Below are 24,512 nucleotides of genomic sequence, written 5' to 3' on the forward strand. Positions count from 1 at the left end.
GTGGCCCGGGCGCGGTCAGCCGCGAAACGATCAGCCCGCGGCGGCGCGCAGCCGCGCGTCGAGTTCGCCGAGCTGGGCGGGCGTACCGACGTTCTCCCAGATTCCTTCATACAATTCGCCACTCGCGCGGCCGGCCTCGATGGTCGCCTTGAAGTAGGGCGTGAGCGGCCGGTGCGTGCCGGGCACGATGTCGCGGAACATCCGCGTGTCGTACACGCCGATGCTGCCGAACGTGACGCGCGGGGCGCCGGCGAGCGCCAGCCGGCCGTCGTCGCGGAGCACGAAATCGCCGTCCGGATGGAACGGCGGGTTCGGCACCATCACGAGATGCATCGCGGGCGCGTCGAGCGCGGCCATCTGCGCGGCGCGCGGCGCGAGCGTCCGGTAGTCGAACGCACAGTACACGTCGCCCGCGACTGCCGCGAACACCGTCGGCCGGCCGTCGCGTTCGAGCAGCGGCAGCGCCTGCGCGATCCCGCCGGCGGTTTCCAGCGCGTCGCCTTCGGCCGAGTACGCGAGCCGCACGCCCCAGCGCGAACCGTCGCCGAGCGTTGCCTCGAGCTGTTCGCCGAGCCACGCGTGGTTGATCACGATCGTCTCGATGCCCGCACGCGCGAGCGCCTCGATCTGCCAGACGATCAGCGGCTTGCCGCCGGCTTCGAGCAGCGGTTTCGGGCGGGTATCGGTCAGCGGGCGCATCCGGTCGCCGCGGCCGGCGGCGAAGATCATCGCCGTGGTCAGGGTAGTGCTCATGTTCGGCTGAGGGGAAGGACGGTGAGGGCGGTCAGAACGTATAGCCGACGTCGGCCGCGCCCTTGCCCTCGAGTTCGTCGAGCAGCTTCGCGAACGGCACGAGCGGGCGGTAGCGCAGCGCGACCTTGCGCGCGTAATTCAGGAAGCGCGGCAGGTCGTTCAGGTAGTGCGGCTTGCCGTCGCGGTAGTTGATGCGCGCGAACAGCCCCAGGATCTTGATGTGGCGCTGCAGCCCCATCCATTCGAGCTGGCGGTAGAACTCGCCGAAGTCCGGATCGACCGGCAGGCCGGCCTTCTTCGCCTTTTCCCAGTAGTACGCGAAGCAGTCGAGCTCGAACTCCTCGTCCCAGCTGATGAACGCGTCGCGCAGCAGCGACACGACGTCGTACGTCAGCGGCCCGTACACGGCGTCCTGGAAGTCGAGCACGCCCGGGTTCGGCTCGCACACCATCAGGTTGCGCGGCATGAAATCGCGCAGCATGAAGCCCTGCGGCTGCGCATGGGCGCTCGCGACCAGCAGCGCGAAGGTACGGTCGAGCGTGCCGCGCATCGCGTCGGTGACCGGCTTGCCGAGATGGCGGCCGACGAACCACTCGGGCAGCAGCTCCATCTCGCGGCGCAGGAACGCCTCGTCGAACGGGGGCAGCACGTCCGGCTTCGAGCTGAGCTGGAAGCGGATCAGCGCGTCGAGCGCATCGCGCATCAGCGGCCGCGCGGCGACCGGGTCGGCCGGATCGAGCACCGAGATGTACGACGTGCGGCCGAGGTCGGTCACGAGCATGAAGCCGGCGTCGAAATCGTGGGCCAGCACGTCCGGCACGTGGTCGCCGGCCGCGGCGAGCAGCTGCGCGACCTGGACGAATTCGCGGCACTTCTCGGGCGGCGGCGCGTCGACCGCGACCAGCGTGCCGCCGGGGCTCGTGGCCGACGCGACCCGGAAATAGCGGCGGAAACTGGCGTCCGACGACGCGGGCGCGACGGTCGTCAGGTCGAGGGCGAAGCGCTCGGCGAGCGGGCGCAGCCACGCGGTCAGGGCTTCGAGGCGGGCGTCGGGCTGGGATGCGGCGGATGGGGGCGTCATGAAACTCGGCGGAGGGGGGAACGTCTTGCCATATAATACCCCACGACTTTTTTGACGCGCCCCGCGTCAGCTTCCGCCGTGCAGGCCCGCCGCCTGTCGCGCCGTCCGCCCGATCGCCTCCCCGGTTTGCGCTCAGCCGCAGTCGCGGTGCGACGGTGCGGCCCGCCGCGCGCGAATGTGCCGTGCAGCTGCGGTTGACAAGGGGCGATTCGCCAAACGATAGATGCCGCCCAAACCGCTATTCCCGAATGTCTTCCCCGGTGACGGGGCGCCGCGCAAACGGCGGCTCGCGCTCGCGCTCCTGGCCGTGCCCGGCCTCGTGCCGGCCGTGTCGTACGCGCAGCTGTCGGGCGCGGCCGCGCAGCCGCAGCCGCTCGACTCGCCGTGGGACCTGCGTCTCGCCCCGCAGCTCGAGGATCATCCGCTGAAGGACGGCGCGAAGCCGGCCACCTTCGTGATTGCCGACCATACGAGCGGCACGGCCGATCAGGACCTCGCCGCGAAGGGCTCGGCCGAGCTGCGCCGCGGCGACGCGGTCGTGAAGGCCGACGCGCTCCACTACGATCAGGATACCGACATGGCCGACGCGTACGGCCAGGTCAAGGTGGTCAACGGCGGCACGTCGTTCGCGGGCCCCGAGGCGCATCTGAAGGTCGAGGCGAACCAGGGCTTCATGACGGCGCCGAAGTACCACTTCAACGTGACGGGCGGGTCCGGCAGCGCGGAGCGCGTCGACCTGCTCGACAGCGAGCGCTCGGTGTTCGTCAACGGCACCTACACCGCGTGCCAGTGCGCGACGAACCCCGCGTGGTACATCAAGGGCAGCCGCTTCGACTTCGATACCGGCGCCGACGAAGGCACCGCGCGCAACGGCGTGCTGTTCTTCCAGGGCGTGCCGATCTTCGCGAGCCCGTGGATGACGTTCCCGCTGTCGGGCGAGCGGCGCAGCGGCCTCTTGCCGCCGACGTTCTCGATGAACTCGAACAACGGGTTCGAGCTGTCGCTGCCGTACTACTTCAACATCGCGCCGAACCGCGACCTGACGATCACGCCGCGCATCATCTCGCGGCGCGGCGTGCAGACCGAAGCGACGTTCCGCTACCTGTCGCCGTCGTATTCGGGCACGTTTACGGCCAATTACCTGCCGGATGACCGGCTCGCTCACCGCGACCGCTACGCGATCTACTGGCAGCACCAGCAGAACTTCGGCGGCGGTTTCGGCGGCTACGTCTACTACAACAAGGTCTCGGACAACACGTTTCCCGAAGACCTTGGGTCGATGAACCAGTTCATCAACGGGACGCAGACGCTGTACCAGCAGGAAGCCGGCCTCACGTACAACAACGGCCCGTGGTCGGTGCTCGCGCGCTACCAGCACTGGCAGACGCTGCCGCCGTCGATCGCGCCGTACAGCCGCGAGCCGCAGTTGAACGTGAAGTACACGAAGTACAACGTCGGCGGCTTCGACTTCGGCGCGGAAGCCGACTATTCGCGGTTCCGCATCACGACCGCCGACATGACCGAAGGCGACCGGATCGTCTTCAACCCGTATATCGCGTACGGTGTGTACGGCCCCGGCTACTTCGCCGTGCCGAAGGTCCAGTACCACTTCGCGTCTTACGACCTGAACCACCTGTCGTCGAGTACGCCGAACAGCCCGAAGCACTTCACCGAGTCGATCCCGACCGTGAGCTTCGACTCGGGCCTGATCTTCGACCGCTCGGTGCGCCTGTTCGGCCAGGACTTCATCCAGACCCTCGAGCCGCGCCTGTACTACGTGTACACGCCGTATCGCGACCAGTCGAACGCGCCGCTGTTCGACACCGCGGAATCGGACTTCGGCCTCGCGGAGATCTACCAGCCGAACACGTTCGTCGGCAACGACCGGATAGCCGATGCGAACCGGATCACGGCCGGCCTGACGTCGCGTTTCATCGATCCGCGCACCGGCGACGAGCGCGCGCGCTTCGTGGTCGCGCAGCAGTACTATTTCGCCGACCAGCGCGTGACGCTGAACTCCGGCCAGAGCGCCGTGCTGGCGCGCCACTCCGACCTGATCGTCGGCGCCGCGCTGAAACTCGGCTCAGGCTTCATGTCGGAGACGGCGTTCCAGTACAACCAGAACAACAACCAGCTCGTGAAGTCGAGCATCGGTTTCGGTTTCAGCCCGGGCGAGCGCCGCGTGATCAACGTCGGCTACCGCTATACGCGTGCGAACACGACGCTCGACAACCAGCCGATCAACCAGTTCCTGGTGTCCGCGCAGTGGCCGCTCACGCGCCGCCTGTATGCGATCGGCCGCTTCAACTACGACCTGGCCGCCGACCGGGTCGTCGACGGTCTGCTCGGCTTACAATACGACGCGGATTGCTGGGCGCTCGGAGTCGGGGTCCAGCGGTACGCGAACGGCGTGAACACGTCGGGGCAGCAGAATTCGTCGACGCGCTTCATGATGCAGCTGACGTTGAAGGGGCTGTCGAGCGTCGACAACGGTCTCGTGGCCGCATTCCGCGCCGGGGTGCCGGGCTACACGCCGCTGCCGTCCGCGCCGCCGCCGATGTCCCGCTTCAGCAACTACGAGTAACGCCGGCTTGTCTGCACCGGTCAGCACGATTTCAATGGAGTATCAGTGGCAATGAAGAAAACCCTTCGTTTCGCGGCAGTCGTGTCCAGCCTCGCCGCCGCCGCCGCGCTGCTCGCCGCTGCGCCGGCCGCGGCGCAGGCGCTCGGTTCGCAAGGCGCGCAGCTCGCCGACGAAGTCGTCGCGGTCGTCAACAACGACGTGATCACGGGCCGCGAACTCGACCAGCGCGTCGGCCTGATCTCGCGCCGGCTGCAGCAGCAGAACGCGCCCGTGCCGCCGGCCGACCAGCTGCGCGCGCAGGTGCTGAACCAGATGGTGCTCGAACGCATCCAGGTGCAGAAGGCCAAGGACGACGGGATCCGCATCGACGATGCCACCGTGCAGTCCACGCTGCAGCGCCTCGCGCAGGCGAACGGGATGACGCTCGAGCAGTACCGCGCGCGCATCGTCGCGCAAGGCGTGCCCTGGAGCGTGTTCACGAGCGACGCCCGCACCGAGTTGATGCTGTCGAAGCTGCGCGAGCGCGAGGTCGACGGCAAGATCACCGTGTCGGACGCCGAGGTCGCGAACTACATCGCGAGCCAGCGCGGGCCGAGCGCATCGCAGCAGCAGGACCTGCGCTTCCAGCACATCTTCATCAAGGCGCCGACCAACGCGCCGCAAGCCGACATCGAAGCCGCGCAGAAGAAGGCCGACGCGCTGCTGCAGCAGGCCACGTCGGGCGCCGATTTCGAGAAGCTCGCGAAGAACAATTCGGAAGCGAACGACGCGAAGAAGGGCGGCGACCTCGGCTTCAAGGCGCCGTCCGCGCTGCCGGCCGACGTCGTCGAAGCCGCGTCGAAGCTCCGCCCCGGCCAGGTCAACCCGACGCTGATCCGCGTGCCGGACGGCTTCGAGATCGTGCGTCTCGTCGACCGCCGCCAGAGCCAGGGCGCGACCGCCGCGGCACCGAAGATCGTCCAGACGCACGTGCGCCACATCCTGTTGCGCGTCGGCGAAGGCAAGTCGGAAGGCCAGGCACGCCAGCAACTGCAGGACATCCGCAAGCAGGTCGAGGCCGGCGGCGATTTCGAGAAGTTCGCGCGCACCTACTCGCAGGACGGTTCGGCGTCGCAGGGCGGCGATCTCGGCTGGATCAGCCCGGGCGAGACCGTGCCGGAATTCGAGCGCGCGATGAACAACCTGCAGGCCGGCCAGATCAGCCAGCCGATTCGTACCGAGTACGGCTACCACCTGATCCAAGTGGTCGAGCGCCGCGAGGCGGAAGGCTCGGTGCAGCAGCAGATGGATATCGCGCGCCAGGCGATCGGCCAGCGCAAGGCCGAGCAGGCGTACGCCGACTGGCTGCGTGAACTGCGCGATTCGTCGTACGTGCAGTACAAGATCGGCGGCGTCGGCCCGGCGAACTGAGCGAGCTTCGCATGACGGCATCCGCGCTGCAGATCGCGATCACGACCGGCGAACCCGCGGGTGTCGGCCCGGAGCTGACCGTGCAGGCGTTGCAGGATGCCGCGCGGCGCTGGCCCGGTGCGCATTTCACCGTGCTCGGCGACGCCGCGCTGCTCGACGCACGCGCGGCGGCCGTCGGTGCCGACCGGGCGGTGCTCGCGGGCGGCGAGCCGGTGTCGGTCGAGCATCATCCGCTCGCCGTGCCCGCGCAGGCGGGCAAGCTCGACGCGGCCAACGGCCGCTACGTGCTCGGGCTGCTCGATGCCGCGATCGACGGCGCGGTGGCGGGCCGGTTCGACGCGATCGTCACCGCACCGCTGCAGAAGAGCACGATCAACGATGCCGGCGTGCCGTTTACCGGCCATACCGAATACCTTGCGGAACGCACGCACACGCCGCGCGTCGTGATGATGCTGGCAGGCACGGGCGAGCGGCCGCTGCGCGTCGCGCTCGCGACCACGCACCTGCCGCTGAAGGACGTGTCGGCCGCGCTGACGATCGACGGGCTCGTCGAGACGCTGGCGATCGTCGATCGCGACCTGCGGCGCGACTTCGGTCTCGCGGCGCCGCGCATCCTCGTGACGGGGCTGAACCCGCACGCGGGCGAGAACGGCTATCTCGGGCGCGAGGAGATCGACGTGATCTCGCCGGCGCTCGCACGCGCGCAAGCGCAGGGCATCGACGCGCGCGGCCCGTATCCGGCCGACACGCTGTTCCAGCCGCGCCATCTCGAGGGCGCCGATTGCGTGCTCGCGATGTTCCACGATCAGGGCTTGCCCGTGCTGAAGTATGCGGCCTTCGGCGAGGGCATCAACGTTACGCTCGGGCTGCCGATCATCCGCACGTCGGTCGATCACGGCACCGCGCTGGATCTGGCCGGCACGGGCCGCGCGGATCCGGGCAGCATGGTCGCCGCGCTCGACACGGCCGTCACGATGGCGCGCCATCGCCGCGCGGCCTGACACGCACGAGCCTGACCTCATTCGTCGTATTTTTCGTTTTTCTCAGTCGATGTCGAACAGCAGACAGCACCAAGGCCACTTCGCGCGCAAGCGCTTCGGGCAGAACTTCCTCGTCGATCACGGCGTGATCGACTCGATCGTCGCGACGATCGGCCCCGCGCGCGGCCAGCGGATGGTCGAGATCGGCCCCGGCCTCGGCGCGCTGACCGAGCCGCTGATCGCGCGTCTTGCGACGCCCGAGTCGCCGCTGCATGCGGTCGAGCTCGACCGCGACCTGATCGGGCGCCTGCAGCAGCGCTTCGGCGCGCTGCTGGAGCTGCACGCGGGCGACGCGCTCGCGTTCGACTTCCGCTCGCTCGCGGCACCCGGCGACAAGCCGTCGCTGCGGATCGTCGGCAACCTGCCGTACAACATTTCCAGCCCGCTGCTGTTTCACCTGATGACGTTCGCCGACGCGGTCATCGACCAGCATTTCATGCTGCAGAACGAAGTGGTCGAACGGATGGTCGCGGAGCCCGGCACGAAGGCGTTCTCGCGACTGTCGGTGATGCTGCAGTACCGCTACGTGATGGAGAAGATGCTCGACGTGCCGCCGGAATCGTTCCAGCCGCCGCCGAAGGTCGATTCGGCGATCGTCCGGATGATTCCGTACGAGCCGCACGAACTGCCGGACGTCGATCCCGTGCTGCTCGGCGAAGTCGTCACCGCCGCGTTCTCGCAGCGCCGCAAGATGCTGCGCAATACGCTCGGCGACTACCGCGAGACGATCGATTTCGACGGGCTCGGCTTCGATCTCGCGCGACGCGCGGAGGATGTCAGCGTGGCCGAATATGTCGGCGTCGCGCAGGCGCTTGCAGCGGTGCGCAAGGCCGCGGAGTAACGGCACGCGGGCGTCGCACCTGGCGCCTGCCCGAGCGCGATCGACGAGGCTGCCCTGAGCGGGCAGCTTTTTTTTCGCGTCGCTTTCGTCGCTGCCGGACCGCGTCCGCGTCGCGCTACGCGCGCCGGCGCGGCGGCGCGTTGACGAGCGCGATTCCCGTCAGCACCAGCGCGGCCGCCGACATGAAGCGCCAGCCGACCGATTCGCCGAGCAGCAGCACGCCGAACGCGACGCCGAACAGCGGCGACAGGAACGTGAACACCGACAGCCGCGACGCGCTGTAGCGCGTCAGCAGCCAGAACCACGACAGGTAGCTGACGAACGCGACGATCACCGACTGGTACGCGAGGCTCGCGAGCGCGATCGGCGTGACGTGCGCGAACGACATCTGGCCGAGCAGCGCGGCGAGCGCGACCAGCACGACGGCCGAGACCGCGAGCTGGTAGAACAGCGTCTTGCTCGCGCTGGCGCGCGCGAGCGACGTCGAGCGCACGACGACCGTCGTCGCGGCCCACATCGCGCCGCCGAGGATCCCGAGCGCGTCGCCGGCGAGCCCGGCCAGCACCGATGCGCCGGGCGCGCGCGGCGTCAGGAAGCCGTCCGCGAATGCGAGCGCGATGCCGGCGAACGCGAGGCCGACACCGGCCCACTGGGCGCGCTGCAGCCGTTCGCCCGGCGCGAACAGGTGCAGGCCGAGCGCCGTGAAGCACGGTGCCGTGTACAGGAAGATCGCCATGTGCGACGCGCTCGTCAGCGTGAGCCCGAAGAACACGCAGATGAACTCGCCGGCGAACAGCGCACCGGCCGCGATGCCCGCGCCGAGCGTGCCGTCGGCGCGGAACAGCGGCGTGCCGCGTGAGCGTGCCCAGCCCCACAGCAGGAGCGCGGCGATTACCGAGCGCAGCCCGGCCTGGAACATCGGCGGGATCGCCGCGTTGGTGCTCTTGATCGCGACCTGCTGGAAGCCCCAGATCGCGCACAGCAGCAGCATCACGCCGACGGCGCGCGTGTCGAGCGCGCGTCGCACCGGCGTGCCGGCGAGCGCGGTCATCGGCGCACCTCGCCGATGCGGCGGGAAGCGGGCTGGGGCATGGGCAGAGACTTGGGCAAAGACATGGTCAGCGGCGGACGGACGGCGCGTCCGGCGCGCTCGAATCGGCGATTTCTCACGGCAGGCTGTGTGGCTGGAATGAGGCGGTGGTCGCGTTCTAGCTTCGGGCGGCATGCCCGTTTTTGGTGCGAAGTGGGAGGATGTTACCCGATCGATGGACTTGCCGGGGGCCGTCGGGCGCGGTGATTTCCACCGCCGCACGGGCTTCGCGCTCGCCGTGCAGATGCTTGGTATCGGCCGGCGGCGGACGGGGCGCCGGCGGCGGGATTGACCCGACTCCGGTAGAATTTCCGCTTCTGGAAAGTCCCCACAGGAGTACAACACATGCGTTTGCTGCATACGATGCTGCGAGTCGGCGATCTCGACCGCTCGATCAAGTTCTACACCGAATTGCTCGGCATGAAGCTGCTGCGTCGCGAGGATTATCCGGAAGGCAAGTTCACGCTCGCGTTCGTCGGCTACGAAGCGGAAAGCGCGGGCACCGTGCTCGAGCTGACCCACAACTGGGATACGCCGTCCTACGATCTCGGCAACGGCTTCGGCCATCTGGCGGTGGAAGTCGACGACGCGTACGCGGCCTGCGACAAGATCAAGGCGCAAGGCGGCAAGGTGACCCGCGAAGCCGGCCCGATGAAGCACGGCACGACCGTGATCGCGTTCGTCGAGGATCCGGACGGCTACAAGATCGAGTTCATTCAGAAGAAGGCGCACTGAGCGCCGGGCGCGCGGCGCACGATGTGCGTCGCGGGCAGGAAAAACGGGCGATGTGGTGGAATCCGCATCGCCCGTTTGTATTTTGGTGCGGCCGATCGCGTCAAAGCGCCGGCAGCAGTTCGGGCGGGTGATGCTTGAGCGTGTGCCGCGCTTCGCGGAATTCCGGGAAGATCGATTCGACGGTCTGCCAGAAGGCCGGACTGTGGTTCATCTCGCGCAGGTGCGACAGCTCGTGCGCGACGACGTAGTCGACGATCGACATCGGGAAGTGGATCAGCCGCCAGTTCAGCCGGATCTTGCCGTCGCTCGAGCAGCTGCCCCAGCGCGTCGCCGCCGACGACAGCGCATACATCGAATACGTGACGCCGAGCCGTTCCGCGTAGACCGCCAGGCGTTCGCCGAAGATCCGCTTCGCTTCGCCCTGCAGCCAGCCCTGCACGCGATCCTTGATCTGCTGCATGTCGGCTTGCACGGGCAGCGGCAGCGACAGCCGTTGCGCATCGGCGTCGAATGCGACGGCGCCCGCGCCGAGCGCGACCGTGATCGTCTTGCCGAGATACGGGAGTTGCGCGCCGTCGCGCCAGTCGATCTGCGGCAGCGCGCGCTGCTCGGTGCGGGTCTTCCACTCCGCGAGCTTCGCGAAGATCCAGCGCTGCTTCTCGGCGATCGCCGCTTCGATGTCGGCGAGCGTGACCCAGCGCGGCGCGGTGATCGACAGCCCGCTGCCGTCGATCGTGAAGCCGATCGTGCGGCGCGCGGAGCGCTTCAACCGATATTCGAGCACGCGGCTGTCGAGTGCGAACGTGCGGACGCGGGAGCGATCGGGTGCGGGACCCGGATCGAGCGGCACCGCGGGAGCCGCAGCCGCTTCAGGCGGCGACGGCAGCGCGGCGGGCGCCGACGGTGGCGGCGATGCTGCCGGCCCGTCGAAGAGCGGCAGGTCCATCTGGCGATGATCGAGTGCCACGATGGCAGGCCGTGGCCGCGGACGCTTTTTCATCAGTTCGCTTCGTTTCGTCGTACGCAACGGCTGCAATCCGGGTGATTCAGACGCGTGCGGCATCGCGCGTGCCGGCATTGCCCGGCTGGCGATACGCATCGGGATCGATGCGGCGCATTTCCGCTTCGATCCATGCTTCGACCTGCGAGTTCAATACGTCGGGCGTCTTGCCTTCGACCGGAATCGGCTTGCCGATCGACACGGTGACGACGCCCGGGAACTTCGTGAACGAATTGCGCGGCCACACCCGACCTGCATTGTGCGCGATCGGCACGACCGGCGCGCCGGTTTCGATCGCGAAGCGCGCGCCGCCCGTCTTGTACTTGCCCTGCTTGCCGACCGGCGTGCGCGTGCCTTCCGGGAACATGATCATCCACGCGCCTTCCGACAGGCGCTTCTTGCCCTGGCGGATCACCGACACGAAGGCATTCTTGCCTTCCTTGCGGTTGATGTTGACCATGTGCAGCAGCCCGAGCGCCCAGCCGAAGAACGGCACGTACAGCAGCTCGCGCTTGAACACGTAGCAGAGCGGCTTCGGCATCAGCGCCGGAAACGCGAGCGTCTCCCACGCGGACTGGTGCTTCGACAGCAGCACGGCCGGGCCGTCGGGCAGGTTCTCGTAGCCTTCGATCCGGTAGCGGATGCCGTTCAGCCAGCGCACGACCCACAGCGTCGACTTGCACCAGCCGGCCGCCATCCAGTAGCGCGCGTCGGGACGCATGAACGGAAAGGCGATGAAGCACGCGGTGGCGTACGGCACCGTGTACAGGATGAAATAGATCAGCAGCAGCAGGGAGCGGACGAAGCGCATCGGCGTGGGTTTGACAGTAGGGAGGATGCGCGCGGCGGCCGCATCACTCGTGTTCGTGTGAAAGGAAGTCGAGTGCGAACGCGCGCAGGTCGTCATGGACCTGCGTGCCGTCCGGCAGGTTGCCCGCGGCGAGCGTCTTCTTGCCCTTGCCGGTCAGCACGAGGTGCGGCCGGAAGCCGACCGCGACGCCGGCCTGCAGGTCGCGCAGCGAGTCGCCGACGGCCGGCGTGTGACCGGGATCGATCTCGAAGCGCTCGGCGATCATCTGCATCATGCCGGGTTTCGGCTTGCGGCACTCGCAGTGGTCTTCCGACGTATGCGGGCAGAAGAACACCGCGTCGATGCGCGCGCCGACCGCGGCCGCCGCGCGATGCATCTTCAGGTGCATCGCGTTGAGCGTGGCCATGTCGAACAGCCCGCGACCGATGCCGGACTGGTTGGTCGCGACGACCACGCGATAGCCGGCGTGGTTGAGTCGTGCGATCGCCTCGAGGCTGCCGGGCAGCGCGATCCACTCGTCGGGCGTCTTGATGAACGCGTCCGAATCGACGTTGATCACGCCGTCCCGGTCGAGGACGACGAGCTTGCGGTTGGGGCTGGTCGGCATCGTTCGGCCTTTACGCGGCGAGCTTCGAGATGTCGGCGACGCAGTTCATCTGCTGATGCAGCGCCGACAGCAGCGCGAGACGGTTCGCGCGCAGCGCGGGATCCTCGGCGTTGACCATCACGTCGTTGAAGAACGTGTCGACCGGCGCGCGCAGCGCGGCGAGCGCCGACAGCGCGCCCGTGTACGCACGCGCCTCGAGCTGCGACTGTACGTGCGGCGTCACGGCCGCGAGCTGCTCGTGCAGCGCCTTCTCGGCGGCCTCGACGAGCAGCGTCGGCTGCACCGTGCCGTTCGCGCCGCCTTCCGACTTCTTCAGGATGTTCGAGATCCGCTTGTTCGCCGCCGCGAGCGCTTCGGCTTCCGCGAGGCGCGTGAATTCGCGCACCGCGTCGAGGCGCGCGACGAGATCGTCGACGCGCGTCGGGTTCAGGCTCAGCACCGCGTCGACTTCGCCGGCCGAGTAGCCGCGCTCGCGCAACAGGCCGCGCAGGCGGTCGATGAAGAACGCGAAGATCGCGTCGGTCGATTCGGCGACGCCCGGCACGCCTTCGAAGCGCGCATGGGCCGTGCGCAGCAGCGACACGAGATCGAGCGGCAGCTGTTTCTCGAGCAGCAGGCGCAGCACGCCGAGCGCGTGACGGCGCAGCGCGAACGGATCCTTCTCGCCGGTCGGCGCGAGGCCGATGCCCCAGATGCCGACGATCGTCTCGAGCTTGTCGGCCAGCGCGACGGCGGTGGACACCGGCGTGGTCGGCAGCGCGTCGCCGGAGAAGCGCGGCTGGTAATGCTCGGCGCAGGCGAGCGCGACGTCGTCGGGCTCACCGTCGTGGCGCGCGTAGTACGTGCCCATCGTGCCCTGCAGTTCCGGGAACTCGCCGACCATGTCGGTCAGCAGGTCGGCCTTCGCGAGGCGCGCGGCGCGCTTCGCGTGCGCGGCGTCGGCACCGATCGCGGGCGCGATCTCGCCGGCGAGCGCCTCGAGGCGCTCGACGCGTGCGAGCGCCGAGCCGAGCTTGTTGTGATAGACGACGTTCGCGAGCAGCGGCACGCGCTCGGCCAGCGGCTTCTTCTTGTCCTGCTCGAAGAAGAACTTCGCGTCGGCGAGGCGCGGGCGCACGACGCGCTCGTTGCCTTCGATGATCTCGCCCGGCGTCTTCGTCTCGATGTTCGACACGATCAGGAAGCGCGAGCGCAGCTTGCCGGCGACGTCGGTCAGCGCGAAATATTTCTGGTTCGTCTGCATCGTGAGGATCAGGCATTCCTGCGGAACCTGCAGGAATTCGTCCTCGAAGCGGCACGGATAGACGACCGGCCATTCGACAAGCGACGTCACTTCGTCGAGCAGCGACTCGGGCATCACGACCGTGTCGCCGTTCGCGTGTTCGTTCAGCTGCGTGCGGATCGTTTCGCGGCGATCGGCGAAGTGCGCGATCACGCGGCCCTTGTCGCGCAGCGTGTCGGCATACGCGCGCGCATGCTGGATCGCGACGAGGCCGTCGGACAGGAAGCGGTGGCCGAGCGTGGTGTCGCCGGCATCGACGCCGAACGCGGTGACGGGCACGATGCGGTCGTCGTGCAGCACGGTCAGGCGGTGCACCGGACGCACGAACTTCACGTCGGAGCCGTCCGGGCGCTGGTAGGTCATGACCTTCGGGATCGGCAGCTTCTCGAGCGTTTCGTCGAGCGCGGCCTGCAGCCCGTCGGCGAGTGTCGCGCCGGCCGCCGAGTAGTTGACGAAGAACGCTTCGGCCTTGCCGTCCTGCGCGCGCTCGAGATCGGCGATCGACAGGTTCGGATGGCCGAGCGCCGCGAGCTTCTTCGCGAGCGGGGCGGTCGGCCGGCCTTCGGCGTCGAGCGCGACGGACACCGGCAGGACCTTTTCGCGGACCTGCTTTTCAGGCGCGACGGCGCGCACGTTCTGCACGACGACCGCGAGGCGGCGCGGCGTGGCGTAGCGTTCGAATACGAGTTCGCCTTCGATGAGATCGCGCGCCGCGAGGCGTTGCGCGAGGCCTTCGGCGAATGCGTCGCCGAGGCGTGCGAGGGCCTTCGGCGGCAGCTCTTCGGTCAGCAGTTCGACGAGCAGGGGGGCGGGATGATTGTGCGTCATGTGTGGATTGAATCTCGTCTCGTCAGTCCTGATCGATCTTGCGTTCGACCTTGAGCGGCGGCGCCCATGCCGGCTGGGCGGCGTCCTGGGCGTCGGTGGTGAGGCCCGGCACGCCCGGCGGGTTGCCGAGCATCGGGAAGCCGAGCTTCTCGCGCGAGTCGTAGTAAGCCTGCGCGACGAGACGCGACAGCGCGCGGATGCGACCGATGTACGCCGCGCGTTCCGTGACCGAGATCGCGCCGCGCGCGTCGAGCAGGTTGAACGTGTGGCCGGCCTTCAGCACGAGCTCGTACGCGGGCAGCGCGAGCTGCGCGTCGATCATCTTCTTCGCTTCCGCTTCGTAGCTGTTGAAGAACGTGAACAGCAGGTCGACGTTCGCGTGCTCGAAGTTGTAGGTCGACTGCTCGACCTCGTTCTGGTGGTAGACGTCGCCGTACGACAGGCGGCGCAGCTCGGGGCCGTTCGGGCCTTGCTCTTCCCATTCGGTCCACACGAGGTCGTACACGTTCTCGACCTTCTGCAGGTACATCGCGAGGCGCTCGAGGCCGTACGTGATCTCGCCGAGCACCGGCTTGCAGTCGAGGCCGCCGACCTGCTGGAAATACGTGAACTGCGTGACTTCCATGCCGTTTAGCCACACTTCCCAGCCGAGGCCCCACGCGCCGAGCGTCGGGTTCTCCCAGTCGTCTTCCACGAAGCGCACGTCGTTCTGCTTCAGGTCGAAGCCGAGCGCTTCCAGCGAACCGAGATACAGGTCGAGGATGTTTTCCGGCGCCGGCTTGAGCACGACCTGGTACTGGTAGTAATGCTGCAGGCGGTTCGGGTTCTCGCCGTAGCGGCCGTCCTTCGGGCGGCGCGACGGCTGCACGTAGGCGGCGCGCCACGGCTCGGGGCCGACCGCGCGCAGGAACGTGTGGACGTGCGACGTGCCCGCGCCGACTTCCATGTCGATGGGCTGGAGCAGGGCGCAACCCTGCTTGTCCCAGTAGGACTGCAGCGTCAGGATGATTTGCTGAAACGTAAGCATGAAGAGCCTTCGTGGCGCTGGCGCTCCGTTGCGGGCGGCGCTCCGGGCGGGGCCCGGAGGGTCGGCTCGCGCGGCGGCGCGGCTTGTTAGTGTGCTGAAACGTGCAATTTTACCGGATCGGCGGCCGGATGCGGCCGGAACGCGGACGAAGGGGGCGTCGGCGGTGTTTCGGGCGAGCCGTGCGCGGCCTGTGCGCGGGTCGTCGATGCGCGCGGTGCGCTCGCGCGCGGTGTCGCGATGCGCTGCTCGCTCCGCCTGCCGCGCCGCTTTGCGCGGGCGTTAAGATGCGCGTATTGCGGCGCGCGCGACGCCTGCCGCGCGACCGATTGCCCACTCCGGACCGCATGGACGATTCGAACGACCTCCTCATTCCGCTGATGCCGCCGCTGCTTGCGCTGCTCGGGCAGGCCGCCGACGCGCACGCGCGCGGCGAGCGCGACGCGCATGCGCTCTGGCTCGCCGCCGCCGGCCATCTGCACGCCGTCGACATGGCCGCGCTCGCGCAGCTTACGGCGGCGCTCGTCGCACGGCAGCGTGGCGGCGACGCGCTCGCGCTGGCCGAATGCGCGCTGCGCGTGCATCCGGGCGCCGGCGCGAGTTTCAATCATGGCTATGCGCTGCAGATGCTCGGCCGTCACGCCGACGCCGTCGCGTCGTACCGCGCCGCCTATGCGCTCGATCCGGGCTGGCCGTCGCTGCGCAACAACCTGGCGATCGCGCTGCGGCTGTCGGGCGGCGACCGCAACGAAGAAATCGCGCTGCTCGACGCGGCTGTGGCGGCCGACCCGCACGACGTGCAGGTGTGGACCAACCTGGTCGTCGCGCGGCTCGCGACGCAGGACCTCGACGGCGCGCTCGCGTGCGCGGCGCGGCTCGCGGAGATCGCGCCCGACAATGCGCTCGCGCAGAACAACATCGCGATGGCGATGAAGGAGGCGCAACGCTGGGACGACGCCGAGCGCCATGCGGCGCGCGCGTGCGAGCTCGCGCCCGACGATGCGTCGTTCCGTTTCAACCTCGCGATCATCCAGCTCGTGCGCGCGACTACGCGGCCGGCTGGCGCGGCATGAGGCGCGCTGGGACGCCGCCGGCAGCTGCGCGGCGCCGGCGTGCTGCCGGCCCGCGCTGCAGGGCGAGCGCTCGCGGGCAAGACGCTGCTCGTCTGGGCGAGCAGGGCTCGGCGACGTGCTGCAGTTCGCGCGCTTCGCGCGCCGCTCGCCGAGCGCGTGCACCGCGAGGGCGGCGCTCGCGTGGAACACGTTTCCGCAGGTGGGTACGCTGATGCGGCGCAGCCTCGGCGCGCACGCGGATGCGTTCAGCGCGGGCGGCGGCGTCGACGCACTGCCGGCATTCGACTACGAAGTGCCGCTGATCGGCCTGCCGTTGATGCTCGGGATGGAGACGTCGACGCTCGGCGCGGCGGTGCCGTACCTGCATGCCGATCCGCGTGCGCGCGACGCATGGCGAGCGCGGCTCGCGGGCGACGGCCGGCTGAAGGTCGGGCTCGTATGGACGGGCAGCGCGGGGCACCAGCGCAATCCGTTGCGGCGCGTCGGGCTCGAGCGTTATGCCGATGCGTTGCGCGGTGTCGACGGCGTCGCGTTTTACTCGCTGCAGCCGGGCGCGGACGCGGATGTCGCCGCGGCGCGCGCGGCCGGTTTCGCGATCGAGGACTTCACCGGCGAACTCGAGAGTTTCGACGATACGGCCGCGTTCATCGGCGCGCTGGATCTGGTGATCACGGTATGCACGTCGGTCGCGCACCTGTCGGGCGCGCTCGGCGCACGCACCTGGGTGCTGCTCGACGTGAATCCGCACTGGCCATGGCTGCTCGAGCGCACCGACAGCCCGTGGTATCCGACCGCGACGCTGTACCGGCAGCCGACGTTCGGCGCATGGGCGCCGGTGCTGGAAGCGCTCGCGCGGGATCTGCGCGGCCTGGCCGCGGCCGCGCCGCGGCCGGCCTGAACGGCTGGCCGGCGCGCCGTCGCGCGTCGTTGCTTCCTGCATGCGGCTTGCCGGGGTGTCGTGCGGACTCGGCGCTCGTGCGCCGAACGTCGGCGGGCGGGCGGTCCGCATGCCGCATCGACGGCGGCGGCTGCGCCGCGCGCGCCGGCCGCCCGATGCGTCAGGCGTTGCGGTCGCCGCCGGCCTTCGCGCCGTTGCCGCGGCGCAGGCCCGGCCGAACGTGAAGCCGAACGCGAGCAGCACCAGCGACACCGCGAGCACGATGTTGTTGCCGCTCGTCACGTACGGCGTGAAGCCGCTCGTGCCTTCGATCCGCACGTCGAGCGAGCCGATCGTAAACGGCTTGAGCTGGCCGAGCACGCGGCCGCGCGCATCGATCGCGGCGGTCATCCCGGTATTGGTCGAGCGCAGCATCGGCCGGCCCGTTTCGAGCGCGCGCATCCGCGCGATCTGCAGGTGCTGGTCGAGCGCGATCGTGTCGCCGAACCACGCGAGGTTCGTCACGTTGACGAGCACGCCGGGCGGTTGCGGATTGTCGCGGATCGTCGCGGCGATTTCCTCGCCGAACAAGTCCTCGTAGCAGATGTCGGCCATCACCGGCTGGTTGTGCACGAGGAACGGCTTCTGCACCGGCGCGCCGCGCGCGAAGTCGCCGAGCGGCATCTTCATCAGGTTGACGAACCATCGGAAGCCCCACGGGATGAACTCGCCGAAGGGCACGAGATGGTGCTTGTCGTAGTGATAGATGTCGCGCGAGTGCGGCGTCACGCCGTACAGGCTGTTCGTGTAGTCGACGTAGTGGCCGTCCGGCGTGACCGATGCGCCGACCGCGCCGAACAGCACGGCCGAGCCGGTCGTGTCGCTGAACTTGCGGATCGCGACGGCGAACGGTTCGGGCAGCTCCTGGATCATCACCGCGATCGCGGTCTCCGGCGTGACGATCAGGTCGGCCGGCTTCTCGACGATCATCTGCGTGTACATCTTGATCGCCGCGTCGATGCCTTCCTGCTCGAACTTGATGTCCTGCTTCACGTTGCCCTGCAGCAGCCGCACCGTGAGCGGCGCGTTCGCGGGCACGGTCCACGCGGCCTGCGACAGCGCGATGCCGGCCGCGACGAGCGCGACGGCGATGCCGGCCGGCGCGGCGATGCGCACGCGCGCGTTGCCGGCGGCGCCGCGTTCGGATGCGGGCGCCCGGCGCGCGGCGACGAGCGCCTGCACGACCAGCGCGGCGAACAGCGCGAGCACCCAGGCGATCCCGTACACGCCGACGACCGGCGCGAAGCCCGCGAACGGTCCGTCGACCTGCGGATAGCCGCTCGCGAGCCACGGGAAGCCGGTGAATACGGTGCCGCGCAGCCATTCGCCGAGCGCCCAGGCGCTCGCGAACGCGAACGCGCCGTGCCAGGTCGGCGAGAACGGCCGCGGATCGGGTTCGCGGCGATGCCATGCATGGCCCGCGCAAAACGACCAGAGCCCCGCCGAGAATGCCGGGTACAGCGACAGGTAGAGCGAGAACAGCACCAGCGCGCCGCCCGCGAGCGGCGCGGCCATCTCGCCGTACACGTGCATGCTGATGTAGAGCCACCAGATGCCGCTGATGAAGTTGCCGAAGCCGAACGCGCCGCCGGTGAGCGCGGCGCCGCGCCAGCTCGACGTGCGCGTCAGCTGCGCGAAAAACCAGACGAATACGACGAGTTGCAGCCAGCCGCCGTGCGGGGTCGGTGCGAAGCTGAGCGTATTGGCCGCGCCGGCGAGCAGCGCGGCCGGATAGTGCCAGCGCGGCAGCGTGCGGCCGGGCGCCGGCGCGAGAAGACCGCCAGCCGGGCGGGACGGGATCGGATCGTCCATGTGAAGCGAAAGAGGGCGAGCGGTTGAAGGAGACGCGGCCGGCGCGAGACGGTCAGTCCTCGTGCGAGGTTTCGGCGCGGCGGCTCGCGAGGGGGTTGCGGCGCACCAGCAGCACGTGGACCTGGCGCGCATCGCCGCGCTGGATCTCGAACACGAGGTTGCCGAGCTGCAGCTTCTCGCCGCGGTGCGGCACGCGGCCGAAATGGTGGGTGATCAGCCCGCCGATCGTGTCGACCTCGTCGTCGGGGAAGTCGGTGCCGAACGCCTCGTTGAACTGTTCGATCTCGGTGAGCGCGCGCACGCGGAAGCGGCCGTCCGGCCCCGATATGATGTTGCCGGCTTCCTCGTCGAAGTCGTATTCGTCCTCGATGTCGCCGACGATCTGTTCGAGCACGTCCTCGATCGTGATCAGGCCCGCGACGCCGCCGTATTCGTCGACGACGATCGCGAGGTGGTTGCGGTTCACGCGGAAGTCGTGCAGCAGCACGTTCAGGCGCTTCGATTCGGGAATGAACACGGCGGGGCGCAGCATCCCGCGCACGTCGAATTCCTCTTCGGCGTAGAAGCGCAGCAGGTCCTTCGCGAGCAGCACGCCGATCACGTTGTCGCGGTTCTCCTCGTACACGGGGTAGCGCGAGTGCGCCTTCTCGAGGACGAACGGGATGAAGTCTTCAGGCTTGTCGGCGATGTTGATCGCGTCCATCTGCGCGCGCGGCACCATGATGTCGCGGGCGCACAGGTCGGACACCTGGAACACGCCTTCGATCATCGACAGCGAATCGGCGTCGATCAGGTTGCGTTCGTGGGCGTCCTGGAGGATTTCCAGCAGCTCGGACCGGGATTCCGGCTCGGGCGAGATGAAGTCGGTCAGGCGCTCGAGCAGCGAGCGCTTTTCTTGCGGTTTGTCGGTGAGCTTACGACTGGGATACGAATCGTTCATGGTGGTGCGCCCGGGTCATGCCGGGGCGCGCGGTCACGGAGTAGGCAAGGATACACCAAGGGCATGGCGCGGCCGTGTCACACCGGCCGTCCGGCCAGGGGCAGGCGGCGCACGCGAGCCCCGCTCGGGAACGGCCGCGCCGGGCGCGACGCCGTCCTGTGTATCCATCCTATCTCAGAAAGGGGCGGCGGGGCACGGCGGCAAAAAAAGCGGAGGCGACCGGCCGGCCGGTCGGCGTCGGCGGCATTTCGTCGCGGGCCGGGCGGGCCGGGCGGGTGCCCGGACCATCAGAAGCGCATGCCGGCGGAACAGCCGCCGGCGGCCGCGCCGTTGGTCGCGGCGCCGCCGCAGCCGAACATGCCGCAGCCGGACAGCGCGACGCTCGTGGCGACGAGCAGCGCGGCCAGCATGACGCGCGATCTGCGTGACGGGTTCATCGGCGCGGATTCTCCTTCGAATGCACGGGGGCGGCTGCCGGTGTCGCGCAAGCCGGCCGGTCGGGCATCACCGGCATCGCGCGAGCAGCCCTTCCAGCGCGCGGTCGGGGATGCCGCTCGCGCGCAGCGCGTCCACGGTGCGGCTCACGTAGTCGAGCGTCGTGCCGTAGCGGCCGGCCGCGCAGCTGAACACTTCCTTCACGACGGGGTCGGTCAGCTTGCCGGTGTAGGTGGGCACGTCGCGGCGCATCACGAATGCCAGCGCGTTCACGCGTTCGCCGGTCTCGAGCGTGCACGGCAGCCACGCGGGCCGGTACGACCCCATCGGCATCTCGCGTTTCCACAACGTCTCGAGATGCGGCTGCGCAGTCGGGCCCGCGAGCCGGAACGCGATGCCCGAGCACGAGCCGCCGCGATCGAGCGCGAGCACGAGGCCCGGACGTTCGGGCGTGCCGCGGTTCACGCGCGACCACAGGTAGAGCCCGCGATGGTAGCCGTGCACCTTGCCGCGCACGGCGGCGACGGTCGGCAGCCCGGGGTTCCAGATCAGCGAGCCATAGCCGAACAGCCAGAGATCCTGCCGCCCGTCCCAGTCGCGCATCGTGTGCGCGAGCGACGCCGCGAGTTCGTCTTCCGTCAGCAGCCGTCCCTCGCCGATCGACGGCGGGTAGGCGGGCGGCAGCATCGCGGCGTGGTGCATGGTGCGGACGGCTTTTACTGGTACGGGTTCGGGAAGCCCAGCTTCGCGAGGATGTCGACTTCGAGCGCTTCCATTTCGGCGGCGTCCTCGTCGCTCGTCTCGTGATCGTAGCCCTGCGCGTGCAGCGCGCCGTGCACCAGCAGGTGCGCGTAGTGGGCGATGAGCGGCTTGTCCTGTTCGTGCGCTTCCTTCTCGACGACCGGGCAGCACAGCACGAGGTCGCCGATCACGGTGCCGTCGGGCGCCGGATCGTACGCGAAGGTCAGCACGTTGGTCGGGTAGTCCTTGTGGCGGTAGCCGGCGTTCAGCGTGCGGCCTTCTTCCTCGCCGACGAAGCGCACGGTGAGCTGCGCGTTCGCGAACAGCGCCGGCTCGAGCCATTCGGCGATCAGCTTGCGCTTCGGCAGCGTCTTGCGGATGTCGGCGGTGACCTCGTCACCGTACTGCACGGACAGGTCGAGCTCCAGCTCGCGCAGCTCGTCCGCCATTTCCGCGATTTCCTCGTCGCGCGGCGCGGGTTCGGCACCCACGTGCAGCGTCACGCTGTCGTAGTGCTCGGGCTGCAGCGCGAGCTTCGCGCGCATCGCCGGATCGTTGTGCTGCGCGACGATCGCGACGGCCGCCTCGCCCGAGCTGCCCGACAGGTCGAACATCAGGCTGCGGCCGTCCGGGAAGTCGATTCGAAGCCCTTGCGCGTTGACGGTCCGGGCCTTGCCCTTCGCATCGAACAGCGAAAGACGGGGGGAATCGGGCGCGGCGGACTGGTCGCGCCCGGACTTGCGAGAACGGGAAGATTTCATGACGGGTGCGGCGATTGGAACGCGTTGAGGATACACCAAACGGCCGATCGCTCCCGAATTCGAACCGGCCGCGCGCAGGCGAAAAAATGCCCGGCGCGCCGTCGGGCGGGCCGGGCTGGAGCCGTCGGCCGGTGCGGCGCGCGAGCGCCGCCGGCTTCCTACGCGTCCTTGTGCTGCGCGTGGAAGTCGTCGTACGCCTCGACGATGCGCGCGACGAGCGGATGGCGCACGACGTCGGCGCTCGTGAAGCGCGTGAGCGCGATGCCGCGCACGCCGCCGAGCACCTGCTGCGCCTCGACGAGGCCGCTCTTGTGCCCGCGCGGCAGGTCGACCTGGCTCGTGTCGCCGGTGACGACGGCCTTCGAGCCGAAACCGATCCGCGTGAGGAACATCTTCATCTGCTCGGGCGTCGTGTTCTGCGCCTCGTCGAGGATGATGAACGCGTGGTTCAGCGTGCGGCCGCGCATGTACGCGAGCGGCGCGATCTCGATCATCTGGCGCTCGAACATCTTCGCGGTCTTGTCGAAGCCGAGCAGGTCGTACAGCGCGTCGTACAGCGGCCGCAGGTACGGGTCGACCTTCTGCGCGAGATCGCCCGGCAGGAAGCCGAGCCGCTCGCCGGCCTCGACGGCCGGGCGCGTCAGCACGATCCGCTTGACCTGGTCGCGCTCGAGCGCGTCGACCGCGCACGCGACCGCGAGGTAGGTCTTGCCGGTGCCGGCCGGCCCGATGCCGAACGTCACGTCGTGCTGCAGGATCTGCTTCAGGTATTCGCGCTGCGCGGGCGTGCGGCCGCGCAGGTCGGCGCGCCGCGTGTAGAGCTTCGGCGCGGGTTCTTCGTCCGGCATTTCATCGTCGAGCTGCACGACGGGCTCGTCGAACGGATGGTCGGGATCGCCGCGAAAGCGCACGTCGAGCGTGTCCTGGCGGCCGTTGCCGGACGTGTGGCGCACTTCGACCAGCGCGAGCTGGATATCGTCGACCGACAGCGGATCGCGCGCGCGGTTGTAGAAGTTCTCGAGCGCCGCGAGCGCGAGCTTCGCGCCGCGGCCGCGGATCGTGATCCGGTGGCCGCGCCGCGCGAGCGTGACGTCGAGCGCCTGTTCGATCTGCCGCAGGTTCTCGTCGAGCGGGCCGCAGAGGTTGGCGAGGCGCGCGTTGTCGTCGCGCGGCGCGGTGAATTCCAGTGCTTGGACGGTCTTCAAAGTAGCGTCGGGCTCCTGTGGAACGTCAGTCGGTCAGTGGGTGGCCGCGCTCGCGTCGTCGCTCACGAGCAGCAGCTCGCCGCGCAGCGAGTGCGGGTACGCATGGTTGATCTTCACGTCGATCATCTGGCCGATCAGGCGCGGGTGCGACGCGAGCGGCGCCGGGAAATTCACGACCCGGTTGTTCTCGGTGCGGCCCGACAGTTCGTTCGGGTCCTTGCGCGACGGGCCCTCGACGAGGATCCGCTCGACCTTCCCGACCATCGACTGGCTGATGCGCGCGACGTTTTCCTCGATGGTCGCCTGCAGATGTTGCAGGCGTTTGAGCTTGACCTCGCGCGGCGTGTCGTCGTGCAGGTTCGCGGCCGGCGTGCCGGGGCGCGGGCTGTAGATGAACGAGAAGCTGGTGTCGTAGCTCATCTCGTGCACGAGCGCCATCATCTTGTCGAAATCCTCTTCGGTCTCGCCGGGGAAGCCGACGATCATGTCGGTCGACAGCGACAGGTCCGGGCGGATCGCGCGCAGCTTGCGGATCACCGACTTGTATTCGAGCACCGTGTAGCCGCGCTTCATCGCCATCAGGATGCGGTCGGAGCCGTGCTGGACCGGCAGGTGCAGGTGGCTCACGAGCTTCGGCACCTTCGCGTAGGTGTCGATCAGGCGCTGCGTGAATTCCTTCGGATGCGACGTCGTGTAGCGGATCCGCTCGATGCCGGGGATGTCGGCGACGTATTCGATCAGCGTCGCGAAATCGGCGATTTCGGACGAGCCGGCCGCCAGCGCGCCGCGGTAGGCGTTCACGTTCTGGCCGAGCAGCGTGACTTCGCGCACGCCCTGGTCGGCGAGGCCGGCCACTTCGGTCAGCACGTCGTCGAGCGGGCGCGACACTTCATCGCCGCGCGTGTACGGCACGACGCAGTAGCTGCAGTACTTCGAGCAGCCTTCCATGATCGACACGAACGCGCTCGGCCCCTCGACGCGCGCGGGCGGCAGGTGGTCGAACTTCTCGATTTCCGGGAACGAGATGTCGACCTGCGCGCGGCCGCTCTCGCGGCGCGCGTCGATCATCTGAGGCAGGCGGTGCAAGGTTTGCGGGCCGAACACGAGGTCGACGTACGGCGCGCGCGACACGATCGACGCGCCTTCCTGGCTGGCGACGCAGCCGCCGACGCCGATCAGCAGGCCCGGCTTCGCTTCCTTCAGCTCGCGCACGCGGCCGAGATCGGAGAACACCTTTTCCTGCGCCTTCTCACGCACCGAGCACGTGTTGAACAGGATGATGTCCGCGTCTTCCGGGGTATCGGTCTTTTCGAGGCCTTCGGCCGCATTGAGCACGTCCACCATCTTGTCCGAGTCGTACTCGTTCATCTGGCAGCCGAAGGTCTTTACGTAAACTTTCTTGGTCATGGGGATTCGCCGTTCGCAGTGGTTGACCTGGGGGCGTCGTCAAGGGTGAATCGGGACGGCTGCTGGCGATGCAGCGGCGCGTGCCGGTGCCGCGTGGCGGACCGGGGCGCGCAGC

At 68.9% G+C, this 24,512-nt stretch carries 19 protein-coding genes and 2 pseudogenes; 6 read left to right on the top strand and 15 right to left on the bottom strand.

Features of this window, described 5'->3' with window-relative positions:
- Positions 1–30: 30 nt before the first annotated feature.
- Together murU and PL79_RS14675 are read right to left on the bottom strand one after the other, a co-directional pair.
- Positions 31–753 carry an N-acetylmuramate alpha-1-phosphate uridylyltransferase MurU gene (gene murU / locus PL79_RS14670; RefSeq protein WP_044846819.1) on the bottom strand — a complete coding sequence of 241 codons (723 nt, stop codon included), beginning with the start codon at positions 751–753 and terminating at the stop codon, positions 31–33.
- A 31-nt stretch (positions 754–784) separates the two neighbouring features.
- Entirely contained in the window at positions 785–1,834 is a 1,050-nt protein-coding gene (locus PL79_RS14675) for an aminoglycoside phosphotransferase family protein (RefSeq protein ID WP_044846818.1), read from the bottom strand.
- 223 nt (positions 1,835–2,057) lie between these two features.
- Here PL79_RS14675 and PL79_RS14680 point away from each other — a divergent pair, with 223 nt between their 5' ends.
- The 4 genes from PL79_RS14680 to rsmA are packed head-to-tail and all read left to right on the top strand — an operon-like array spanning position 2,058 to position 7,709.
- The gene (locus tag PL79_RS14680) at positions 2,058–4,418 is read left to right on the top strand and encodes an LPS-assembly protein LptD (protein ID WP_044846817.1); all 2,361 of its coding nucleotides are present in this window, start codon (positions 2,058–2,060) and stop codon (positions 4,416–4,418) included.
- Between the two features lie 51 nt (positions 4,419–4,469).
- Complete coding sequence (locus PL79_RS14685) at positions 4,470–5,828, top strand: peptidylprolyl isomerase (RefSeq protein WP_044846816.1); 1,359 nt, start codon at positions 4,470–4,472, stop codon at positions 5,826–5,828.
- A gap of 11 nt (positions 5,829–5,839) precedes the next feature.
- Positions 5,840–6,829: a 4-hydroxythreonine-4-phosphate dehydrogenase PdxA gene (pdxA, locus tag PL79_RS14690; RefSeq protein ID WP_044846815.1), complete on the top strand. Its 990-nt coding sequence runs from the start codon at positions 5,840–5,842 to the stop codon at positions 6,827–6,829.
- A gap of 49 nt (positions 6,830–6,878) precedes the next feature.
- Positions 6,879–7,709 carry a 16S rRNA (adenine(1518)-N(6)/adenine(1519)-N(6))-dimethyltransferase RsmA gene (gene rsmA, locus PL79_RS14695; protein ID WP_044846814.1) on the top strand — a complete coding sequence of 277 codons (831 nt, stop codon included), beginning with the start codon at positions 6,879–6,881 and terminating at the stop codon, positions 7,707–7,709.
- 115 nt (positions 7,710–7,824) lie between these two features.
- Here the strand turns inward: rsmA and PL79_RS14700 are convergent, their stop codons facing one another.
- On the bottom strand, positions 7,825–8,760 hold the full coding sequence (locus PL79_RS14700; RefSeq protein WP_044846813.1) for a DMT family transporter: 936 nt from the start codon (positions 8,758–8,760) through the stop codon (positions 7,825–7,827).
- Positions 8,761–9,144: 384 nt separating this feature from the next.
- On the opposite strand from PL79_RS14700, the gene gloA reads away from it, so the two are divergent.
- Complete coding sequence (gene gloA, locus PL79_RS14705; RefSeq protein ID WP_044846812.1) at positions 9,145–9,534, top strand: lactoylglutathione lyase; 390 nt, start codon at positions 9,145–9,147, stop codon at positions 9,532–9,534.
- Between the two features lie 100 nt (positions 9,535–9,634).
- Here gloA and PL79_RS14710 read toward each other — a convergent pair whose 3' ends face one another.
- Genes PL79_RS14710 through glyQ form a run of 5 tightly spaced genes read right to left on the bottom strand, consistent with a single transcriptional unit; the run spans position 9,635 to position 15,089 of the window.
- A complete protein-coding gene (locus PL79_RS14710) occupies positions 9,635–10,534 on the bottom strand; it encodes a M48 family metallopeptidase (protein WP_044846841.1) in 900 nt (299 codons plus the stop codon).
- Between the two features lie 46 nt (positions 10,535–10,580).
- Positions 10,581–11,345 (bottom strand): lysophospholipid acyltransferase family protein, encoded by a 765-nt coding sequence (locus tag PL79_RS14715; protein ID WP_044846811.1) that lies wholly within the window; start codon positions 11,343–11,345, stop codon positions 10,581–10,583.
- 43 nt (positions 11,346–11,388) lie between these two features.
- Complete coding sequence (gmhB, locus tag PL79_RS14720) at positions 11,389–11,952, bottom strand: D-glycero-beta-D-manno-heptose 1,7-bisphosphate 7-phosphatase (protein WP_044846810.1); 564 nt, start codon at positions 11,950–11,952, stop codon at positions 11,389–11,391.
- Between the two features lie 10 nt (positions 11,953–11,962).
- Positions 11,963–14,062 (bottom strand): glycine--tRNA ligase subunit beta, encoded by a 2,100-nt coding sequence (gene glyS, locus PL79_RS14725; protein WP_044846809.1) that lies wholly within the window; start codon positions 14,060–14,062, stop codon positions 11,963–11,965.
- Positions 14,063–14,084: 22 nt separating this feature from the next.
- Entirely contained in the window at positions 14,085–15,089 is a 1,005-nt protein-coding gene (glyQ, locus tag PL79_RS14730; RefSeq protein WP_080294533.1) for a glycine--tRNA ligase subunit alpha, read from the bottom strand.
- A 344-nt stretch (positions 15,090–15,433) separates the two neighbouring features.
- Here glyQ and PL79_RS14735 point away from each other — a divergent pair.
- A pseudogene (locus tag PL79_RS14735) lies at positions 15,434–17,057 on the top strand (hypothetical protein).
- A 160-nt stretch (positions 17,058–17,217) separates the two neighbouring features.
- Here the strand turns inward: PL79_RS14735 and lnt are convergent.
- The 7 genes and pseudogenes from lnt to miaB all read right to left on the bottom strand — a co-directional run bounded on the left by lnt (position 17,218) and on the right by miaB (position 24,397).
- Positions 17,218–18,908, bottom strand: a pseudogene (lnt, locus tag PL79_RS14740) (apolipoprotein N-acyltransferase).
- A gap of 52 nt (positions 18,909–18,960) precedes the next feature.
- Positions 18,961–19,848, bottom strand: a complete 888-nt coding sequence (locus PL79_RS14745) for an HlyC/CorC family transporter (RefSeq protein WP_044846806.1) — start codon at positions 19,846–19,848, stop codon at positions 18,961–18,963.
- A gap of 287 nt (positions 19,849–20,135) precedes the next feature.
- Entirely contained in the window at positions 20,136–20,285 is a 150-nt protein-coding gene (locus tag PL79_RS36130; protein WP_185500336.1) for a hypothetical protein, read from the bottom strand.
- Positions 20,286–20,352: 67 nt separating this feature from the next.
- The gene (locus PL79_RS14750; protein WP_044846805.1) at positions 20,353–20,985 is read right to left on the bottom strand and encodes a gamma-glutamylcyclotransferase; all 633 of its coding nucleotides are present in this window, start codon (positions 20,983–20,985) and stop codon (positions 20,353–20,355) included.
- A gap of 14 nt (positions 20,986–20,999) precedes the next feature.
- Positions 21,000–21,785, bottom strand: a complete 786-nt coding sequence (gene ybeY / locus PL79_RS14755) for an rRNA maturation RNase YbeY (RefSeq protein WP_044846804.1) — start codon at positions 21,783–21,785, stop codon at positions 21,000–21,002.
- Positions 21,786–21,943: 158 nt separating this feature from the next.
- A complete protein-coding gene (locus PL79_RS14760; protein WP_044846803.1) occupies positions 21,944–22,990 on the bottom strand; it encodes a PhoH family protein in 1,047 nt (348 codons plus the stop codon).
- Positions 22,991–23,023: 33 nt separating this feature from the next.
- Positions 23,024–24,397 carry a tRNA (N6-isopentenyl adenosine(37)-C2)-methylthiotransferase MiaB gene (miaB, locus tag PL79_RS14765; RefSeq protein ID WP_044846802.1) on the bottom strand — a complete coding sequence of 458 codons (1,374 nt, stop codon included), beginning with the start codon at positions 24,395–24,397 and terminating at the stop codon, positions 23,024–23,026.
- Between the last annotated feature and the right edge of the window lie 115 nt (positions 24,398–24,512).

It is taken from the genome of Burkholderia sp. USMB20 (genome assembly GCF_000949135.2).
Classification (GTDB): Bacteria; Pseudomonadota; Gammaproteobacteria; order Burkholderiales; family Burkholderiaceae; genus Burkholderia.

What these genes read in the sequence shown, in the direction of transcription:
- PL79_RS14745 (WP_044846806.1), bottom strand. Translation starts at nt 19,848, where the DNA reads ATGAACGATTCGTATCCCAGTCGTAAGCTCACCGACAAACCGCAAGAA.
- miaB (WP_044846802.1), bottom strand. Translation starts at nt 24,397, where the DNA reads ATGACCAAGAAAGTTTACGTAAAGACCTTCGGCTGCCAGATGAACGAG.
- PL79_RS14675 (WP_044846818.1), bottom strand. Translation starts at nt 1,834, where the DNA reads ATGACGCCCCCATCCGCCGCATCCCAGCCCGACGCCCGCCTCGAAGCC.
- PL79_RS14680 (WP_044846817.1), top strand. Translation starts at nt 2,058, where the DNA reads ATGCCGCCCAAACCGCTATTCCCGAATGTCTTCCCCGGTGACGGGGCG.
- PL79_RS14700 (WP_044846813.1), bottom strand. Translation starts at nt 8,760, where the DNA reads ATGACCGCGCTCGCCGGCACGCCGGTGCGACGCGCGCTCGACACGCGC.
- rsmA (WP_044846814.1), top strand. Translation starts at nt 6,879, where the DNA reads ATGTCGAACAGCAGACAGCACCAAGGCCACTTCGCGCGCAAGCGCTTC.
- ybeY (WP_044846804.1), bottom strand. Translation starts at nt 21,785, where the DNA reads ATGAAATCTTCCCGTTCTCGCAAGTCCGGGCGCGACCAGTCCGCCGCG.
- PL79_RS14750 (WP_044846805.1), bottom strand. Translation starts at nt 20,985, where the DNA reads ATGCACCACGCCGCGATGCTGCCGCCCGCCTACCCGCCGTCGATCGGC.
- murU (WP_044846819.1), bottom strand. Translation starts at nt 753, where the DNA reads ATGAGCACTACCCTGACCACGGCGATGATCTTCGCCGCCGGCCGCGGC.
- glyQ (WP_080294533.1), bottom strand. Translation starts at nt 15,089, where the DNA reads ATGCTTACGTTTCAGCAAATCATCCTGACGCTGCAGTCCTACTGGGAC.
- pdxA (WP_044846815.1), top strand. Translation starts at nt 5,840, where the DNA reads ATGACGGCATCCGCGCTGCAGATCGCGATCACGACCGGCGAACCCGCG.
- PL79_RS36130 (WP_185500336.1), bottom strand. Translation starts at nt 20,285, where the DNA reads ATGAACCCGTCACGCAGATCGCGCGTCATGCTGGCCGCGCTGCTCGTC.
- PL79_RS14685 (WP_044846816.1), top strand. Translation starts at nt 4,470, where the DNA reads ATGAAGAAAACCCTTCGTTTCGCGGCAGTCGTGTCCAGCCTCGCCGCC.
- gmhB (WP_044846810.1), bottom strand. Translation starts at nt 11,952, where the DNA reads ATGCCGACCAGCCCCAACCGCAAGCTCGTCGTCCTCGACCGGGACGGC.
- PL79_RS14715 (WP_044846811.1), bottom strand. Translation starts at nt 11,345, where the DNA reads ATGCGCTTCGTCCGCTCCCTGCTGCTGCTGATCTATTTCATCCTGTAC.
- gloA (WP_044846812.1), top strand. Translation starts at nt 9,145, where the DNA reads ATGCGTTTGCTGCATACGATGCTGCGAGTCGGCGATCTCGACCGCTCG.
- glyS (WP_044846809.1), bottom strand. Translation starts at nt 14,062, where the DNA reads ATGACGCACAATCATCCCGCCCCCCTGCTCGTCGAACTGCTGACCGAA.
- PL79_RS14710 (WP_044846841.1), bottom strand. Translation starts at nt 10,534, where the DNA reads ATGAAAAAGCGTCCGCGGCCACGGCCTGCCATCGTGGCACTCGATCAT.